This is a genomic window from Gandjariella thermophila (assembly GCF_005405885.1).
GTDB classification, from domain to species: Bacteria; Actinomycetota; Actinomycetes; order Mycobacteriales; family Pseudonocardiaceae; genus Gandjariella; species Gandjariella thermophila.
In genome coordinates this window covers 127,157-143,823 of the sequence record NZ_BJFL01000006.1, presented here as the reverse complement: position 1 = coordinate 143,823, position 16,667 = coordinate 127,157, and the positions used below count along the sequence as shown (strand labels likewise).

The window sequence follows — 16,667 nt, the reverse complement described above, 5'->3', positions numbered from 1 at the left end:
GGGAAGGGCCGGGAAACTGCTGCTGGAAGAGGAAGCCCAGGGTGGCCCGAGGAGAGAGAGGTCCCAGCGGGTTCGGCGGGGCGCAGAGCGCCCGCCCGGAAAGACCCGGATCGGGTGAAGGACTGGCTGCACAGCGTGAAGGAATTGTGACCGATTCACCTGGGCTGAACGGCGGCGCCGGGGACCAGACACAGGCCGGCGTCGCGGTGGATGATGCCTCGATGTTCCCCGCGACCGCGCAGAAAAGCGGCCGCTGGCGGCTGCGTAACTGGCGGCTGCGTACCAAGGTGCTCGCCGTCCTGATGATTCCGACCGTGGCCGCGCTGTTTCTCGGTGGCCTGCGGGTCCGCACGGACCTGGGCGACGCCGCCGCGCTGGCCAAGCTGAACAAGCAGGTCGAGCTGCAGGCCACCGTCGCGGACGTGGTCCAGCAGTTGCAGCGGGAGCGGGACCTGACGGTGCGCTTCGTCGCCGCCAACCACACCGGCGACCAGACCGTGCTGGACCGCCAGCGCAAGCGGGTCAACGACTCGGTGGACGCACTGCAGAGCAAGGTCAACGATCTGGGCGGGCAGATCTCGCCGGACGCGGCGGACGCGTTCCGCCGCACCACCGACCAGCTCACCCGGCTGTCCAGCCTGCGGCAGGCGGTGCAGAGCACCCAGTACCCGGCGGACGCCGCGCTGCGCGCCTACACCGACTCCATCCAGAGCCTGCTCGACCTGGCCGACCAGACGGTCACCTCGATCAGCCAGCCGGACCTTTCCCGGCTGCAACTGGCCACCAACGCCATCGCGCGGGCCAAGGAGCAGGACTCCCGGCGCCGTGCGCTGCTGCTGGAGGTCTTCCAGTCCGGTCAGATCACCCCGACCCAGCAGCGCGACGTGCTCGCCGCCGACGCGGAACTGGCCGCCGCGGTGAACGACTTCCGCAAGGAAGCCACCCCGGCCCAGCAGCGGATCTACGACGACACGGTGACCGGCCTGATCGTCGACCAGGCCAACAACATGGAGGAGGCCGCGCTCGCCAGGGCCACCCAGCGGCAGCCGGTCACCGGGCCGGGCCTGGACGCGGACCGCTGGGACATCGCCAGCACGCTCACCGTCAACCTCACCGACCAGGTCGAGCGGTCGCTGCTGGACCAGTTGCAGAGCCGGACCAACGACCTGGCCGCGCAGTCCCGGAACAACTCGATCATCGAGTCGGCCGGCGTGCTCGGCGCGCTGCTGCTGGCCGTGCTGATGGCGCTGTTCGTGGCCCGCTCGCTGCTGCGGCCGCTGCGGGTGCTGCGGCGCACCGCGCTGGACGTCGCGGACCGGCGGCTGCCCGAGGCGGTGCAGCGCATCATGGCCGACCCCAACCCGCAGGAGGCGGCCGTCCAGGGCGTCGACCCCGTGCCGGTCGAGACCAAGGAAGAGGTCGGCCAGGTGGCCAGGGCGTTCGACGCGGTGCACGGCCAGGCCGTCCGGCTCGCCGCCGAGCAGGCGCTGCTGCGGGACAACGTCAACTCGATCTTCGTGAACCTGTCCCGGCGCAGCCAGACCCTGGTCGAGCGGCAGCTCGCGCTGATCGACCGGCTGGAGCAGGACGAGCAGGACCCGGACCAGCTCGCCAGCCTGTTCGAGCTGGACCACCTGGCCACCCGGATGCGGCGGAACAGCGAGAACCTGCTGGTCCTCTCCGGCACCGACCTGAGCCGGCGGCTGACCAAGCCGGTGCCGGTGTCCGACGTGATCGGCGCCGCGGTCTCCGAGGTCGAGCAGTACGCCCGGGTGCAGGTGCTGCCCTCGCCGGAGCTGTCCGTGCAGGGCCGCGCGGTCAACGACCTGGTGCACCTGATCGCCGAGCTGCTGGACAACGCCACCGCGTACTCCGACCCGGCCACCAAGGTGACTGTGCGCTCGGCCCGCACCCGGCGCGGCGAGCTGGCCATCGAGATCCAGGACCGCGGCGTCGGCATGCTGGAGCAGGAGATCGCCGACGCCAACGAGCGACTGGCCAACCCGCCCGAGGTGGACGTCGCGGTGTCCCGCCGGATGGGTCTGTACGTGGTCGCCCGCCTGGCCAAGCGGCACGACGTCCGGGTGCGGTTGCGCGCCAACGAGGACATCGAGGGCGGCACCACGGCGCTGGTGCTGGTGCCCGAAGGGCTGGTGCACGTTCCCGGTGAGGGACCGGCACCGGGCTCGCTGCCCTCCCAGCCCTCGCCGTCGGCCTCGTTCCCGTCAGCCACCTTCCCGCCCGTGCCGGCGGAGACCACCGGCGAGAACGCCACGACCAGGGCGGCCACCCATGCCAGTGGCATCGCCAACGCGTTCACCGGCTCCATGCCGCGCATCCGGCCGGACGACACCGGCTCGTCCGCGCCGCTGGTGACCAGCCCGAACGGCGAACCCACGGCGACCAACCTGCCGGCGCTTGGCGCGGGCGGCGACGCGAACGCACTGGGTGAGGGCACCGGCGCGCGGACCGAGGACACCGCGAACGACGTGACGACCTCGCTGTTCACCTCGTTCGATGAGGCCGTGCCCGGCGACGCTCCGGAAAACGAACCGGCGACCGGCGTGTTCGCGCCCGCTGGTACGCCGGAGACCGCGCAGCTGGGCGGCGCGTGGGGGGCGTCGTCGAAGGAGGTCGAGCACGACGTGGACGCGCCGACCGAGCGCCTGCCCATCTACGAGGCCGTGCTCTCGCAGTGGTTCCAGGCCGTGGAGGCGGAGACACCCCCCGACGAGGTGCAGCCGGTCCCGTCCGGCGGCGGCTACGACTTCGCCGAGTCCTCCGACGGCGCGGCGGCGGCCGATGCGGGTGTGGACGGTACCGAGGACGAGGCCGCCCCGGCCGAGCGGGACGGCACCGACGAGACGGCGCACGAGCACCGGCCGCGGCACGAGGCGACCGGGGAGGTCGCCGCCGATGCCAACGGCGAGCACACGGCCGGCGAGCAGCGGGGCGCGCACAGGCGCTCGGAACAGCAGCCCGCCGACTCGTCCGCGGACGCCAGAGCCGCGGCATGGCAGTCGCCGGCGGACGAGGGATGGCAGCGGGCCCAGGCGCTGCTCAACCCGATCAACCAGGGCATCACCTCGGCGGGCTTGCCCAAGCGCGTGCCCAAGGCGCAACTTGTTCCCGGCTCCGCGGCGCCTCGACCGCAGTCGCAGCAGCCGGCACCGCAACCCGCGGCCCCGCGGGCGCCGATCCCCAAGCGCTCGCCGGACGCCGTGCGCGGCCGAATGGCAAGTTTCCAGCAAGGCGTTCAGCGGGGTCGACACGCGCTGATCGAGGCATACGCTGATTCCAGTCCATCCCAGGGCCATCGTGACGAGGAGCAGGAGTGAGCGCGTCCGTTCAGCAATCCGGCAGCTTTGGTTGGCTCATCACGGACTTCGTGCGCCGTGTGCCCGGGGTCGCGCACGCCGTCGTGGTGTCGGCGGACGGCCTGCTGCTCGCCGGCTCACAGGGCTTGCCGAGGGACCGCGCCGAGCAGCTTTCCGCCGTCGCCTCGGGGCTGGTCAGCCTGACCCAGGGTGCCGCACGGTGTTTCGAGGCCGGCGCCGTCAACCAGACCGTGGTCGAGATGGAGCGCGGCTACCTGTTCCTGATGTCCATCAGCGACGGGTCCTGCCTCGCCGTCCTCGCCGCGCCGAACTGTGACATCGGCCTGGTCGCCTACGAGATGACACTGCTCGTGGAGCGCGTGGGTCAGCAGCTGACGCCGGAGTTGCGAGCGCAGCTGCAGGGCGCGGTTCGGAGATAGTGCTCGAGGGGCGGCGGTGAGCGATGATGGCCATCAACCCCGGGGCCTCGAGGCGCCCGTTCAGAAACAACGGCTTCGACTACCAGGAGTGGGCGTCGGGCGGATTCCGCTTCGAGGAGCCGGACGCCGGTTACTTCGGGGACGACGAGGCTGGGGGCGGCGTGTACGAGGCGAATGACCGGCTGGACCACGTCTCGCAGCGTGAGCTGCACGAGCTGCCGGAGCAGGGACCAGACGAGATGCCTCAGCATGGGTTGAACAACGTTTCGCACTACGGTTCCGACGAGGAGTCGCACTACCGGTTCGATGACGTGCCGAGCCGTCTGGACATCGAGGGCTACGGCATGGGGCTCTTCGGCGGGCCGAGTGCCGACCTGTTCGGGGGGCACGGGATCGCGGACGACCCCGCACCCGTGGAGGAGGTCAGACCGGCTCCGGAACCAGAGCCGGACCCGGTGGTCGAGTCGGGCTCGCTGGTGCGTCCCTACACGCGGACGGGCGGGCGGACCCGTCCCGACTACGACTTGGCGATCGAGGCACTGGTGTCCACCAGTGACCGGGGGATGGAGCGGGACGCCGCGGTGCTGCCCGAGCACCGCTCCATCTGCGGGTTGTGCGTGGAGACCCGTTCGGTCGCCGAGATCGCCGCGCACCTGCGGTTGCCGCTGGGGGTGGTGCGCGTGCTCATTGGCGACATGGCCAGCATGGGACTCGTTTTGATCCACCAGGGCGGTCTGGTTGTGGGGGACCGGCCTTCCATTGAATTCCTTGAAAGGGTGCTCAGTGGTCTCCGCAGGCTCTAGTTCCCGCAACTCGCAAAACATCGCGCGCCAGGCGACCACGTCAGCGAAAATCGTGGTGGCCGGCGGGTTCGGCGTCGGCAAGACCACGTTCGTCGGCTCCGTCTCCGAGATCGTCCCGCTCACCACGGAAGCGGTGATGACGGAGGCGAGCGTGGGCGTCGACGACCTCAGCGCGACGCCGGGCAAGGTCACCACCACGGTGGCCATGGACTTCGGTCGCGTGTCGCTGGACAGCGACCTCATCCTCTACCTGTTCGGCACCCCCGGGCAGCACCGGTTCTGGTTCATGTGGGACGACCTGGTGCGCGGTGCGATCGGGGCGGTCGTGCTCGTCGACACCCGGCGGCTCGCGGACGCCTTCGCGTCCATCGACTTCTTCGACGACCGGCAGTTGCCCTACGTCGTGGCGATCAACTGCTTCGACGGGATGCTGCACCACCGGATCGAGGACGTGCGCGAGGCGCTCACCATCGACGACACCGTACCGATCGTCACCTGCGACGCGCGCAACCGGCAGTCGACCAAGCAGACGCTCATCACCTTGGTCGAGCACGCCATGCGGCAGTGGATGTCGGTACGGGCCGGCTAGAACCCGTTTCGCGCTCGCGCGGGTGACGGTTACCCCCAGGCCGTCTCCCGCGCGAGCGTCGTTTCGGCGGCCGGCTGCCGCGCCGCCGCGAGGTGCGGCATCATCGGCGCCATGCGCTCCTCCAGCGTGCCGGGCGGCCGGTGATGGCCGCCCCCCGCAGCCTGGTCGTGCTCCGGCACGCGAAGTCCGCGTGGCCGGAGGACACGCCGGACGCCCATCGGCCACTGGCCGACCGGGGCCGGCGGGACGCTCCCGCGGCCGGCAGGTGGCTGCGCACGCACCTGGACCGGATCGACCTGGTGGTGTGCTCGCCGGCGGTGCGGGCGCGGCAGACCTGGGAGCTGGTCTCCGGCCAGTTGAAGACGCCGCCCGCGGTGCGCGAGGACGAGCGGGTCTACGAGGCGTCCGCGGAGACGCTGCTGGCCGTCACCCGGGACCTGCCCGGCGACGCGCACACCGTCGTCCTGGTCGGCCACAATCCCGGCCTGGAGGACCTGGTCGCCCTGCTGACCGGGGATCGGCAGCAGGTGAAGACGTCGACCATCGCCGTGCTGGCCGGTAGCGGAGCGTGGGCGGACGCCGGGCCGGGCTGGGCCCGGCTGCGCCGGCTGGCCACCCCGCGCGGCTAGGGGGCGCTCAGGGCGCCTCGGCGGCCGGCCACGGCAGCGGGACCACCAGGCACGGACCGCCGTCGAACAGGCCCGCGTCCACCGCGAGCACCTTGCCGTCGGCGTACAGGTGCGGCTCGGTGATCTCCTTGGGCAGCAGCCCGACCTGGTCGGCGAACACGCTGTGGCCGTGCACGATCCGTTCGCCGCCGAAGGTCTCCAGCAGCGCGTCGGCCACCTCGGGCCCGCGGGCGCCGCGGAAGGCGTACCGGGTGGTCAGCCGGCGCCAGCACTCCCACCACTCGGCCAGGTCGTCGCCGTGCAGCACGTCCCGCACCGCGGCGTTGATCTGCCCGATGCTGGTGCCCCACTCCAGGTAGGCGGTGGTGTCGGAGTGCATCAGCAGGTGGTCGTCGGCCAGCGCCAGCGCCGGGCGGTCCAGCAGCCAGTCGACGTGCCGGTCGGTCAGCCGCTCCTGGTCGGCCGGCAGCCCGCCGTTGATCCGCCAGCTGCGCTCGAAGCTGCGCGGACCGTACCCATCCGGCACCGCGGTGTCGCCGAAGAAGTACCTGCCGAGCAGCAGGATCTCGTGGTTGCCCAGCAGCGCCCTGACCTCACCGCCGGACTCGGGCGCCGTCTCGGCGAGCCGCATGACCAGCTCGATCACGCCGACGCCGTCCGGGCCGCGGTCGACGAAGTCGCCGAGGAAGACCAGCCTCGCCGCGCCGCCGGCCCAGCCGCCGTCGGCGTCCAGCAGGCCGGCATGTCGCAGCGCCGCGGTGAGCTCCTCCGGATGCCCGTGTACGTCACCCACCACAAACAGCGGCCCGCCGGGTGCGGGCTCCTCCGTCGCCACGGCACTGACGATAGGCCAGGCGGACTCAGGACTCGGCGAACGGGTTCGTGGATTGGCCGATCAGGTCGGCCACCGAGTTGACGATCTTCGTCGGCCGGTACGGGTAGCGCTCGGCGGTCTCCTTCGTGGAGATGCCGGAGAGCACCAGGATCGTCTGCAGGCCCGCCTCCAGCCCGGACCGCACGTCGGTGTCCATCCGGTCGCCGATCATCAGCGTGCTCTCCGAGTGGGCGCCGAGCGCGCGCAGCGCGGACCGCATCATCAGCGGGTTGGGCTTGCCCACGTAGTACGGCTTGTGCCCGGTGGCCCGCTCGATCAGCGCGGCCACCGCACCGGTGGCCGGCAGCAGCCCCTCCCGGCTGGGCCCGGTCGAGTCCGGGTTGGTCGCGATGAACCGCGCGCCCGACTCGACCAGGCGGATCGCCCGGGTAATCGCCTCGAAGCTGTAGGTCCGGGTTTCGCCGAGCACCACGTAGTCCGGCTCGCGGTCGGTGAGCACGTAACCGATGGAGTGCAGCGCGGTGGTCAGCCCGGCCTCACCGATGACGTAGGCGGAGCCGTTCGGCCGCTGCGAGTCGAGGAACTTCGCGGTGGCCAGGGCGGAGGTCCAGATGGCGCTCTCCGGCACGTCGAAGCCGCTGCGGGCGAGCCGGGCGCGCAGGTCCCTGGGGGTGTAGATGGAGTTGTTGGTGAGCACCAGGAACGGGATCTCCCGTTCCCGCAGTTCGGCGAGGAAGTCCTCGGCACCGGGGATGGGGTGCTCCTCGTGCACCAGCACCCCGTCCATGTCCATCAGGTAGTTCCACCGGGTCTGCTCCTGCTCCGCCATGGGGTCATCGTCTCCCGACCACGGGGTGCGGGGCTACCGGTCGAACCTGGCAATATGCCGGCGCTGGTTCTCGATGGTGCGGGCGAGATAGTCCTCGATGGCGGCCAGTTGCTCGTCCGAGTAGTCCGCGGCCAGCCGCTGCTGGTCGGCGACGAAGTCACCGAGCAGCCTGGTGAACCGCTTCTCGTCCACCTCGTTGACCTGGACGAGCACCTTGCGCCGGTCGTGGGGGTCCCGGAGCCGGCTGACGTAGCCGGCGCGCTCCAGCCGGTCGATGACGCCGGTGACGGCGCCGGTGGACAGCCCGGACAGCTCGGCGATCCGGCCGGCGGTCAGCGGTCCGTCCGCGCGCATCGCCAGGTCGAGGCACTTGTGGTCGGTGGTGGAGAGGCCAAGCTGCTCGGCGACGCGGCTGTGCAGCATCACGGTCACGCTGCTCAGTTCGCGGCCGAGGGCCAGGAGACGTCGCACGCGGTCCGCGGAGGCCGCCGCCTGCCCGGACGAGCCCGCCATCGGCACTCACTCCTCTTGGTCCGCAACAGACTCCCATGCTAAGAGGCTTAGCCTCTGATTGACTTTCTCTGCCGGAAGGGTAGCCGCGTCCGACCGCGGGTCCACCGGCAACGTGTGGTCGGTGTGCTCCGGGTCCATTGCCGTGTCGGTCCGGCGGACTAGGCTGATGGAGATGACGGTGGATCTCGGGTTTCCGAACGTGCGCGGCACGGTTCACGACCCGTCACGTCCCGACACGCCGGCGCTGCTGGACCGGTGGGGTCGCGTCGCCACCGACCTTCGCGTCTCCCTCACCGACCGCTGCAACCTGCGCTGTACTTATTGCATGCCGGCCGAGGGTCTGGACTGGCTAGCCAAGGACCGGCTGCTCACCGACGAGGAACTGATCCGGCTGATCGGGCTCGCGGTGCACCGGCTGGGCGTCACCGAGGTGCGTTTCACCGGCGGCGAACCGCTGCTCCGGCGCGGCCTGGAAGGGATCGTCGAGGCGACCGCCGCGCTGCGGCCCCGGCCGAACATCTCCATGACCACCAACGGCATCGGCCTGGCCCGGCGGGCCGGCGCGCTGGCGGCGGCCGGGCTGGACCGGGTGAACGTGTCGCTGGACACGCTCCGCCCGGAGCGGTTCGAGACGCTGTCCCGCCGGGACCGGCTGGCCGACGTGCTGGCGGGCCTGGCAGCCGCGCGGGAGACCAGCCTCTCCCCGGTGAAGGTGAACACGGTCCTGATGCGCGGGATCAACGACGACGAGGCCGTCCCGCTGCTGGGCTACTGCCTCGAGCGCGGCTACCAGCTTCGGTTCATCGAGCAGATGCCGCTGGACCCGCAGCACGGCTGGGATCGCAGGAACATGGTCACCGCTGAGGAGATCCTCGACCGGCTGAGCACGGAATTCACCCTCAGCCCGGCGGAGGAGCCGCGCGACGCCGCTCCGGCCGAGCGCTGGCTGGTCAACGGCGGCCCGGCGGTGGTCGGCATCATCGCGTCGGTCACCCGGCCGTTCTGCGCGGCCTGCGACCGCACCCGGCTCACCGCGGACGGGCAGCTCCGGTCCTGCCTGTTCAGCCAGACCGAGACGGACCTGCGCGGTCCCCTGCGTGCCGGCGCGGGCGACGACGAGCTGGCCACCATCTGGCGGGACGTGATGTGGGCCAAGCCCGCCGGCCACGGCATCAACCGGGCCGACTTCGCCCAGCCGGACCGGCCGATGAGCGCGATCGGAGGGTAGGAGTGCCTCGGCTGACCGTGCGCTACTTCGCCGGTGCGCGGGCCGCTGCGGGCGTGCCCGAGGAGAAGGTGGAGCTGCCCGACCCTGCCACCGTGCGCGATGTGGTCGCTTTCGTCGAGCACCAGCACGGCGACCGGCTCGCGAAGGTGCTCACCGCGTGCAGCTTCCTGCTGGACGGGATGGCCGTCCGCGATCTCCACGCCCAGGTGCCCGAGGACGCCGAACTCGACGTGCTGCCGCCGTTCGCCGGCGGCTGACGCCCGGCGTTCCCCCGAAGCCGGACTCGCGGCGCGATCACCTCCCCCGTGAAGTGGTCATCACTCGGCAAGCCGCTTGTCACCCGCTCGGCCGGATGCTAGGGCACGGTGCCGAGGGCGTAAAGCGGAGGCCGCCTAGGGAACACCCCAGATTCACCAGAGCCGCCCGAGCGCCGTGGACTCGGTCACAGTTCGCAGTCAAAACGGACATACCAGGGCAATCGGGACCGGGTTCCTGCACCGATTCCGCAGGCGGCTCGCCCCCGTCCGGGCACCCCTCGGAAGGCGCAGTGCCGCCCAACAAACGTGAGCCAAGCCTCACCGTGGGTGATCGATCTCAAGATGGAAACGGCCTGGTAACGACGCGTTGAGCTGCGAAAACAGGCGCGATCGTTGGTCGTGCCGAGACGTTACTGTGATTACGGTCACATACTGAGACATTTGGACTCTGGCTCGCGGTTACGTACGGTCGCTTCTCGGTTGGCCCCGACCGACCACCGCAAGAACCGGGAGTCCGAGCGCCGATCCCTGTCCATCGGCTCCCGGTACCCAAACCCCGAGCGAAAGACACAGCCGGACAGGGACGACGAACCACGCGCGGGCGCGGCCAGCGCCCCACAACCGGGATCAGGCCGGCAGTGCCGGCCGGGCTGCGCTGCGGCCCGAACCCGGCGGTTCGCCTCGTAGGCGCGGTTGTCCAGAGAGGCAAATGGGTTACCGAGGCAAGCACCGAAAGCAGTCCACTGCCGGTCGTACCGTCGCCAAGGCCGCCCTGGCCGGTGCCGTCGTCGCTACCCCGATCGCGATGGCAGCGCCTGCCCAGGCCGCAACCAGCCTGGACTGGGATGCGCTCGCTCAGTGCGAGTCCTCTGGCAACTGGCACATCAACACCGGCAACGGCTTCTACGGCGGCCTTCAGTTCACCCAGTCGACCTGGCAGGCGTATGGCGGCGGGAAGTACGCCTCCCGTGCCGACCTGGCCACTCGTGAGCAGCAGATCGAGATCGCCGAGAACGTCCTGGCCAGCCAGGGCCCGGGGGCGTGGCCGGTCTGCTCGAAGAAGGCCGGCTCCGGTTCGTCCACGACGAAGAAGACCGTCACGGTCCCGAAGGCCGTCGCGGCTCCGAAGCCCGCGCCGCAGACCGCCGTCCAGCCCGAGGCGGCCGCCGCCCCGGCGAGCAACCCCGGCAGCTACACCGTCGTCACCGGCGACACGCTGTCCGACATCGCTCAGAAGCTGAACATTCAGGGCGGTTGGCAGGCGCTGTATGACAAGAACAAGGGGCAGATCAGCAACCCGAACCTGATCTTCCCCGGTCAGCAGCTCGCCACCGCGTGAGCCTGCTCGGCCTTCGCGCCGAGTAGACGAGGGCCCCATCGTTACCCCCCGGCGGTGGGGCCCTCCCCCTAAACCCGCTCGATTTCCAACCGAACACCGGTCACCGGTCACGGGCAGTTCACCCACTCCTCGGTGCCGTCGTCGAACACCTGGCGCTTCCACACCGGCAGCCGGTGCTTCACCTCGTCCACGAGGTCGGCGCACGCGGCGAACGCCTCCGCGCGATGGTCCGCGGACACCGCGCACGCCAGTGCCACATCGCCGACGGCGAGTACGCCGAGCCGGTGGCTCACGGCGAACGCCCGGGTGCCCGGGTGCTTGGCGGCCACGTCCGCGGCGACCTCGGCGATGACGTCCCCGGCGCTGGGATGGCCGACGTACTCCAACTCGCGGACACCGCGCCCGCCGTCGTGGTCGCGCACCACGCCGGCGAAGGTGACCACGGCTCCCGCGGCGCGGTCGCCGACCAGTGCCGCGTGCTCGTCCACGGACAGCGGCTCGGCGCTCACCGCGGCCCGCAGCACGGCCGGCTGACCGTGGCCGGCGGGCTCGTGGTGATGCCGGAGCCGCTCGGGTGCGTGGCCCGGGCCGGGTGCCTGGTCCGCCCTCGGGTGATCCCCGCCGTGTAGCTGGTCCACCGCGTGGTCGAGCACGTCGGCCAGCACGCTCAGGCCGTCCCGCACCCCGCCGGTCGAGCCCGGCAGGTTCACCAGCAGGGTCCGGCCGGCAACGCCGGCGACGCCGCGGGAGAGCACCGCGGTGGGCACGTTCGGCAGTCCGGCCGCGCGGATCGCGTCGGCCAGCCCGGGAACCTCATAGTCCAGCACGGACCGGGTCGCCTCGGGCGTCCGGTCGGTCGGCGCGATCCCGGTTCCGCCCGTGGTGATCACCACGTCCACGCCGTCGACCACGGCCCGGCGCAGTGCCTCGGCCACCGGGTCACCGTCCGGCACCACCACCGGGCCGTCCACCCGGTACCCGCGCTCCCGGAGCCAGTCGACGATCAGCGGTCCGCCGCGGTCCTCGTACACCCCGGTGGCCGCGCGGTTCGAGGCGGTCACCACCCGGGCCGTTCGCTCGTTCATCGTGCTCCTCACCGGTTCTCCGGGCGGGTCCAGGCGCCGGTCTTGCCGCCTTCCTTGCGGTCCACCCGCACCGCGTCCAGCACCGCGGCCGGGTCGACGGCCTTCACCATGTCGTGCAGCGCCAGTCCGGCCACCGCCACCGCGGTGAGCGCCTCCATTTCCACGCCGGTCCGGTCGGTGGTGCGCACCGTCGCGGTGATGTGCACGGCGTCCCCGTCCGGGGTCAGGTCCACCTGAACGCCGGAAATCGCGATCGGATGGCACAGCGGCACCAGGTCCGGGGTGCGCTTGGCGCCCATGATGCCGGCGATCCGGGCGGTGGCCAGCGCGTCGCCCTTGGGCAGCCGGCCCTCCCGGAGCAGGTCCACCACCTCGGGCGTGGTGCGCAGCACTCCGGACGCGACAGCGGTGCGCGCGGTGGCGTCCTTGCCGGAGACGTCCACCATCCGGGCCGCGCCGGTGGCGTCCACGTGGGTCAGACCCTCGCTCATGCTGCGATGCTAGGCCGGGTCGGCGGGCGGCCGGCGGCGTGTGCCGGGCCGGCGGCCGGCACTACGCGCCCGGGTCGCGCTCGGCGGCCCGGCGCACCGCCTCGGCGACGGCCGGCGCCACCGCCGAGTCGAACACGCTGGGCACCACGAAGCTCGCGTTCAGCCGCTCGCCGTCCACCACGTCGGCGATCGCGTTCGCCGCCGCCAGCAGCATCGCGTCGGTGATGCTGTGCGCGTGCGCGTCCAGCAGGCCGCGGAAGAACCCCGGGAAGGCCAGCACGTTGTTGATCTGGTTGGGGAAGTCGCTTCGCCCGGTGGCCACCACGGCGGCGTGCTGCTGTGCCTCGATCGGGTCGATCTCCGGGTCCGGGTTGGCCAGGGCGAACACGATCGGATCGGGCGCCATGGTGGCGACCTGCTCGGCGCCGAACAAGTTCGGCGCGGAAACACCGATGAACACGTCCGCACCGACCAGCGCCTCGCGCAGGGTGCCGCTGCGGTTGTCCCGGTTGGTGTGCGCGGCGATCCAGCCCAGGTTCTCGTCCAGGCCGGGGCGGTCGTTGTGCACGATGCCGTCGACGTCCACGGCCAGCACGTCGGCCGGGTTCTTGTGCAGCAGCAGGCGGATGATCGCCGAGCCGGCGGCGCCGACGCCGCAGACCACCACCCGGCAGTCCTCGATCGACTTGCCGACCACCCGGAGCGCGTTGCGCAGCGCGCCCACCACGACGATGGCGGTGCCGTGCTGGTCGTCGTGGAAGACCGGGATGTTCAGCTTCTGCCGCAGCCGGCGCTCGATCTCGAAGCAGCGCGGCGCGGCAATGTCCTCGAGGTTGATCCCGCCGTACACCGGCGCGATCAACTCCACCGCGCGGATGATCTCCTCGGTGTCCTGGGTGTCCAGGCACACCGGCCAGGCATCCACCCCGGCGAACTTCTTGAACAGCGCCGCCTTGCCCTCCATCACGGGCAGGGCCGCGGCCGGGCCGAGGTTGCCCAGGCCCAGCACCGCGGAACCGTCGGTGACCACCGCCACGGTGTTCCGCTTGATGGTCAGCCGGCGGGCGTCCTCGGGGTTGGCCGCGATCGCCTGGCAGACCCGGGCGACGCCGGGCGTGTAGGCACGGGAGAGGTCGTCCCGGTTACGCAGCGCCACCTTGGCGGAGACCTCGAGTTTGCCGCCGAGGTGCACCAGGAAGGTGCGGTCGGAGACCTTGCGCACGGCCACGCCGGGCAACGCCTCCAGGGCGTCGGTGATGTCCTTGGCGTGGTTGGCGGAGAGCGCGTTGCAGGTGACGTCGACGACGATGCGGTCGGCGTGCGACTCGACAACGTCGAACGCGGTGATCACGCCGCCGACCCTGCCCACCGCCGAGGCGATGTCCCCGGCCGCGGTGGCCGAGGGCGGCGCCTCGAGGCGGATGGTGATCGAGTAACCGGGCCCGGGGACCGGCATGGCTTCCTCCTGCCGTCAGGTACGCGCTGACCAGCAAGGAAGCCTAACGGGCGAAGATATGCGAAACGTCAACGACTCGGCGGGCCGCCCCGCGGTCACTTGTTGATTTTGGTCACCGGGTGGCGGTAGGGGAGCTTGTCCGCCTCGAGTGGGAACGTGACGTCGCCGAAGGGGGACAGCGCCCCCTGAAGGTCGCTGGCGAGTTCGCTCACCGGGTGCGACCCGTCCGGGTTCTCCGGCCACTGCGGGTCGACGCGGTCGGCACGGCGGGCGGCCTTGGCCACGGCTCCTCCTCGGGACTTGCCCAGGTCGGGGGTGTTACGTCAGGCACAAGTCTGCCTGATGCGGCTCGGCCGCCGCAGCCGACCTCGACCGGGAAAAACGTGAGCCTCGTCCCGTGCCGCCTTCGCCGGTCGGGTGGGCGGCGGCGGAAACCCCGGCGGCGCACCGGATAACGTTGGGCATGATGGGCGGCATCTCACTCGCCGACTGGCTGCGAGCGCAGCATGACGACGCGCTCGTGGCACTGCTTCGCGCCCGCCCGGACGTCGCCACCCCACCGCCCGCGGACACCACTGTGCTGGCCACCCGGGTCGGCACCCGCACCTCGGTGGCGCGGGCCTGCGAGGACCTGGACACGCTCACCCTGGCGGTGCTCGAGGCGCTGCTCGTGCTGAACGCGGACGCCGAGCCGGTCACGCTCGGCGCCGTGGCGGCGGCGTTCGGCGACACCGTGCCGCCGGAGCGGGTCCGGCCGGCCGTGGACCGGCTGCGCGGCATCGCCATCGCCTGGGGGCCGGACGAGGAGCTCGCCGTGGTGCCCGCCGCGCGCGAGGCCGCCCCCGCCTTCCCGGGCGGGCTCGGCCGGTCCGTGCCCGAGCTGGCCGAGGCGGACCTGGCGACCACGCTCACCGAACTGGACCCCGCCGAGCGCCGGCTGCTGGACACCCTCGCCGCCGGTCCGCCGGTCGGGCGCACCAGGGACGCGGCCAGGACGGTGCCGCTGGAGCACGCCGAGACCCCGGTGCAGCGGCTGCTCGCCAGGAGGTTGCTGGTGCGCCGGGACGCGGAAACCGTGGAGCTGCCCAGGGAGGTGGCGCTCGCGCTGCGCGGCGGTCGTCTCATGCGGACGGTCGAAGTGGACGAGCCGCCGATGGACGTTTCCGCGCGCGAAGAGTCCACCGTGGACGGTACGGCGGCGGGTGAGGCGCTGGAACTGCTGCGGCACATCGAGGGCCTGATCGAGCTGTGGTCCTCCGAACCGCCGCCGGTACTCCGCTCCGGCGGGCTCGGCGTGCGCGAACTGCGCCGGCTGGCCAGGGCGTTGGACGTGGACGAGGGGCGCGCCGCGCTGCTGGTCGAGCTGGTGGTGGGCGCCGGGCTGGCCGCGGCCAGCGACGGTGCCGAGCCGGAGTGGGTGCCCACCACGGTGGTCGACACCTGGCTGCGCACCCGCCCCGAGCAGCGGTGGGTGTCCCTTGCCCAGGCATGGCTGGAGCTGCCTCGGCTACCCGGGCTGGTCGGCCTGCGGGACGAGCGTGACCGCCTGCTGAACCCGCTCGGGGAGGAGCTGCGCCGACCGCTGGCGCCACGCGAGCGGCGGCGGGTGCTGGACGCGCTGGCCGAGCTGCCGCCGGGCAGCGGTGCGCCGGACGTGGACCAGTTGGCCGCGGTGCTGGCCTGGCGGGCGCCCCGGCGCGGCGGCCGGCTACGTGACGAGGTCGTGCGGTGGACGGTGCGGGAGGCCACCGCGCTGGGCATCGTCGCGCTCGGTGCGCTGAGCGGCGCCGGCCGGGCGCTGCTCGCCGAGAGCCCGGCGAGCGCGGCGGCGCGGATGGCGGGCGCGCTGCCGACGCCGCTGGACCACGTGCTCGTGCAGGCCGATCTCACCGTGGTCGCCCCCGGCCCGCTGGAACCCGAACTGGCCGAGGAGATCGCGCTGGTCGCGGACGTGGAGTCGGCCGGAAGCGCCACGGTGTACCGGGTCAGCGAGTCCTCGGTGCGGCGCGCACTGGACGCCGGGCGGACGGCCACCGAACTGCACGAGCTGTTCCAGAGCCGGTCGCGGACGCCGGTGCCGCAGTCGCTGACCTACCTGATCGATGACGTGGCGCGCCGGCACGGGCAGTTGCGCGGCGGTGCGGCGAGCTCGTTCCTGCGCTGCGACGACCCGGTGCTGATCAGCGAGGTACTGGCCAAGCCGGACCTGGGCCCGCTGGAGCTGCGCCGGATCGCGCCGACCGTGCTGGTCAGCCCGCTGCCGTTGGTCGAGGTGCTGGACGGCCTGCGGGCCGCCGGCTTCACCCCCGCGGCCGAGGGACCGGACGGGCAGGTCCTCGATCTGCGGCCCCGGGGTCGGCGGGTGCCCGCCCGTTCCGGTGCTCCCCGCCGTGGGTCGGTGTCCGGATCCGGCGCACCGAGCGAGGAACAGCTGGCCGAACTGGTCCGGAAGGTGCGAGCCGGCGACCACGCCGCGGCAGCGCGCGGTGCTGCGGGGTCCGGGAAATCTCTCGGTCCTTCGGCCGCGCTGGCGGTGTTGCACCAGGCCATCCGGGACCGGCGGAGTGTCTGGGTCGGATTCGTGGACTCCCACGGAATCGCGAGCCAACGCGTCGTCCAGCCGGTCAGCGCGGGCGGCGGAATGCTGGAAGGCTTTGACGAGTCGCACGGCGAGCTACGGCGGTACCCGCTGCACCGAATCACGTCCGTGGCGTTGGTCGACTAGCGCACGTGTGTGTTGGGGTTCCGTTCGGCCGTGTGGCGAGCCGGGCTGGGGCCGGCTCGGGCGTTCGGCGCGGTTGGGTGCGTGGTTGCTGCGAGCATCTGGATCGGGAGAGGCCGGCAGGCATCTTTCGC

The 16,667-nt window shown here is 72.0% G+C and carries 16 protein-coding genes; 9 read left to right on the top strand and 7 right to left on the bottom strand.

Features of this window, described 5'->3' with window-relative positions; translation table 11 throughout:
* Positions 1 to 146: 146 nt before the first annotated feature.
* The 5 genes from FFT21_RS09045 to FFT21_RS09025 all read left to right on the top strand — a co-directional run bounded on the left by FFT21_RS09045 (position 147) and on the right by FFT21_RS09025 (position 5,778).
* Positions 147 to 3,338 (top strand): sensor histidine kinase, encoded by a 3,192-nt coding sequence (locus FFT21_RS09045; protein ID WP_225978236.1) that lies wholly within the window; start codon positions 147 to 149, stop codon positions 3,336 to 3,338.
* Positions 3,335 to 3,757: a roadblock/LC7 domain-containing protein gene (locus FFT21_RS09040; protein WP_137813329.1), complete on the top strand. Its 423-nt coding sequence runs from the start codon at positions 3,335 to 3,337 to the stop codon at positions 3,755 to 3,757. Before FFT21_RS09045 ends, FFT21_RS09040 begins: the two co-directional genes overlap by 4 nt.
* 26 nt (positions 3,758 to 3,783) lie before the next feature.
* Complete coding sequence (locus FFT21_RS09035) at positions 3,784 to 4,560, top strand: DUF742 domain-containing protein (RefSeq protein ID WP_192909442.1); 777 nt, start codon at positions 3,784 to 3,786, stop codon at positions 4,558 to 4,560.
* Complete coding sequence (locus tag FFT21_RS09030; RefSeq protein WP_137813328.1) at positions 4,541 to 5,149, top strand: GTP-binding protein; 609 nt, start codon at positions 4,541 to 4,543, stop codon at positions 5,147 to 5,149. Before FFT21_RS09035 ends, FFT21_RS09030 begins: the two co-directional genes overlap by 20 nt.
* A 143-nt stretch (positions 5,150 to 5,292) precedes the next feature.
* Positions 5,293 to 5,778, top strand: coding sequence for a SixA phosphatase family protein (locus FFT21_RS09025; protein WP_137813327.1), 486 nt, complete (start codon positions 5,293 to 5,295; stop codon positions 5,776 to 5,778).
* 7 nt (positions 5,779 to 5,785) lie between these two features.
* On the opposite strand, the gene FFT21_RS09020 is transcribed toward FFT21_RS09025, so the two are convergent.
* Genes FFT21_RS09020 through FFT21_RS09010 form a run of 3 tightly spaced genes read right to left on the bottom strand, consistent with a single transcriptional unit; the run spans position 5,786 to position 7,955 of the window.
* Positions 5,786 to 6,613 (bottom strand): metallophosphoesterase, encoded by an 828-nt coding sequence (locus tag FFT21_RS09020; RefSeq protein ID WP_225978235.1) that lies wholly within the window; start codon positions 6,611 to 6,613, stop codon positions 5,786 to 5,788.
* A 25-nt stretch (positions 6,614 to 6,638) separates the two neighbouring features.
* Positions 6,639 to 7,442, bottom strand: a complete 804-nt coding sequence (locus tag FFT21_RS09015) for an HAD-IIA family hydrolase (RefSeq protein WP_137813326.1) — start codon at positions 7,440 to 7,442, stop codon at positions 6,639 to 6,641.
* A 33-nt stretch (positions 7,443 to 7,475) separates the two neighbouring features.
* Entirely contained in the window at positions 7,476 to 7,955 is a 480-nt protein-coding gene (locus tag FFT21_RS09010; RefSeq protein WP_137813325.1) for a MarR family winged helix-turn-helix transcriptional regulator, read from the bottom strand.
* Between the two features lie 172 nt (positions 7,956 to 8,127).
* Between FFT21_RS09010 and moaA the strand changes: the two genes are divergently transcribed.
* The 3 genes from moaA to FFT21_RS08995 all read left to right on the top strand — a co-directional run bounded on the left by moaA (position 8,128) and on the right by FFT21_RS08995 (position 10,779).
* On the top strand, positions 8,128 to 9,183 hold the full coding sequence (gene moaA, locus FFT21_RS09005; RefSeq protein WP_137813324.1) for a GTP 3',8-cyclase MoaA: 1,056 nt from the start codon (positions 8,128 to 8,130) through the stop codon (positions 9,181 to 9,183).
* Between the two features lie 2 nt (positions 9,184 to 9,185).
* The gene (locus FFT21_RS09000; RefSeq protein WP_137813323.1) at positions 9,186 to 9,440 is read left to right on the top strand and encodes a MoaD/ThiS family protein; all 255 of its coding nucleotides are present in this window, start codon (positions 9,186 to 9,188) and stop codon (positions 9,438 to 9,440) included.
* Between the two features lie 709 nt (positions 9,441 to 10,149).
* The gene (locus FFT21_RS08995) at positions 10,150 to 10,779 is read left to right on the top strand and encodes a LysM peptidoglycan-binding domain-containing protein (protein ID WP_137813322.1); all 630 of its coding nucleotides are present in this window, start codon (positions 10,150 to 10,152) and stop codon (positions 10,777 to 10,779) included.
* A 107-nt stretch (positions 10,780 to 10,886) separates the two neighbouring features.
* Here the strand turns inward: FFT21_RS08995 and FFT21_RS08990 are convergent, their stop codons facing one another.
* The 4 genes from FFT21_RS08990 to FFT21_RS08975 form a co-directional block, all read right to left on the bottom strand.
* Positions 10,887 to 11,864 (bottom strand): molybdenum cofactor biosynthesis protein MoaE, encoded by a 978-nt coding sequence (locus FFT21_RS08990; protein ID WP_137813321.1) that lies wholly within the window; start codon positions 11,862 to 11,864, stop codon positions 10,887 to 10,889.
* An 8-nt stretch (positions 11,865 to 11,872) separates the two neighbouring features.
* Positions 11,873 to 12,355, bottom strand: coding sequence for a cyclic pyranopterin monophosphate synthase MoaC (moaC, locus tag FFT21_RS08985; RefSeq protein WP_137813320.1), 483 nt, complete (start codon positions 12,353 to 12,355; stop codon positions 11,873 to 11,875).
* A 61-nt stretch (positions 12,356 to 12,416) separates the two neighbouring features.
* A complete protein-coding gene (locus FFT21_RS08980; protein WP_137813319.1) occupies positions 12,417 to 13,811 on the bottom strand; it encodes an NAD-dependent malic enzyme in 1,395 nt (464 codons plus the stop codon).
* 95 nt (positions 13,812 to 13,906) lie between these two features.
* Entirely contained in the window at positions 13,907 to 14,095 is a 189-nt protein-coding gene (locus FFT21_RS08975; RefSeq protein WP_137813318.1) for a hypothetical protein, read from the bottom strand.
* Positions 14,096 to 14,277: 182 nt separating this feature from the next.
* On the opposite strand from FFT21_RS08975, the gene FFT21_RS08970 reads away from it, so the two are divergent.
* Positions 14,278 to 16,536, top strand: a complete 2,259-nt coding sequence (locus FFT21_RS08970) for a helicase-associated domain-containing protein (RefSeq protein WP_137813317.1) — start codon at positions 14,278 to 14,280, stop codon at positions 16,534 to 16,536.
* Positions 16,537 to 16,667 lie beyond the last annotated feature (131 nt).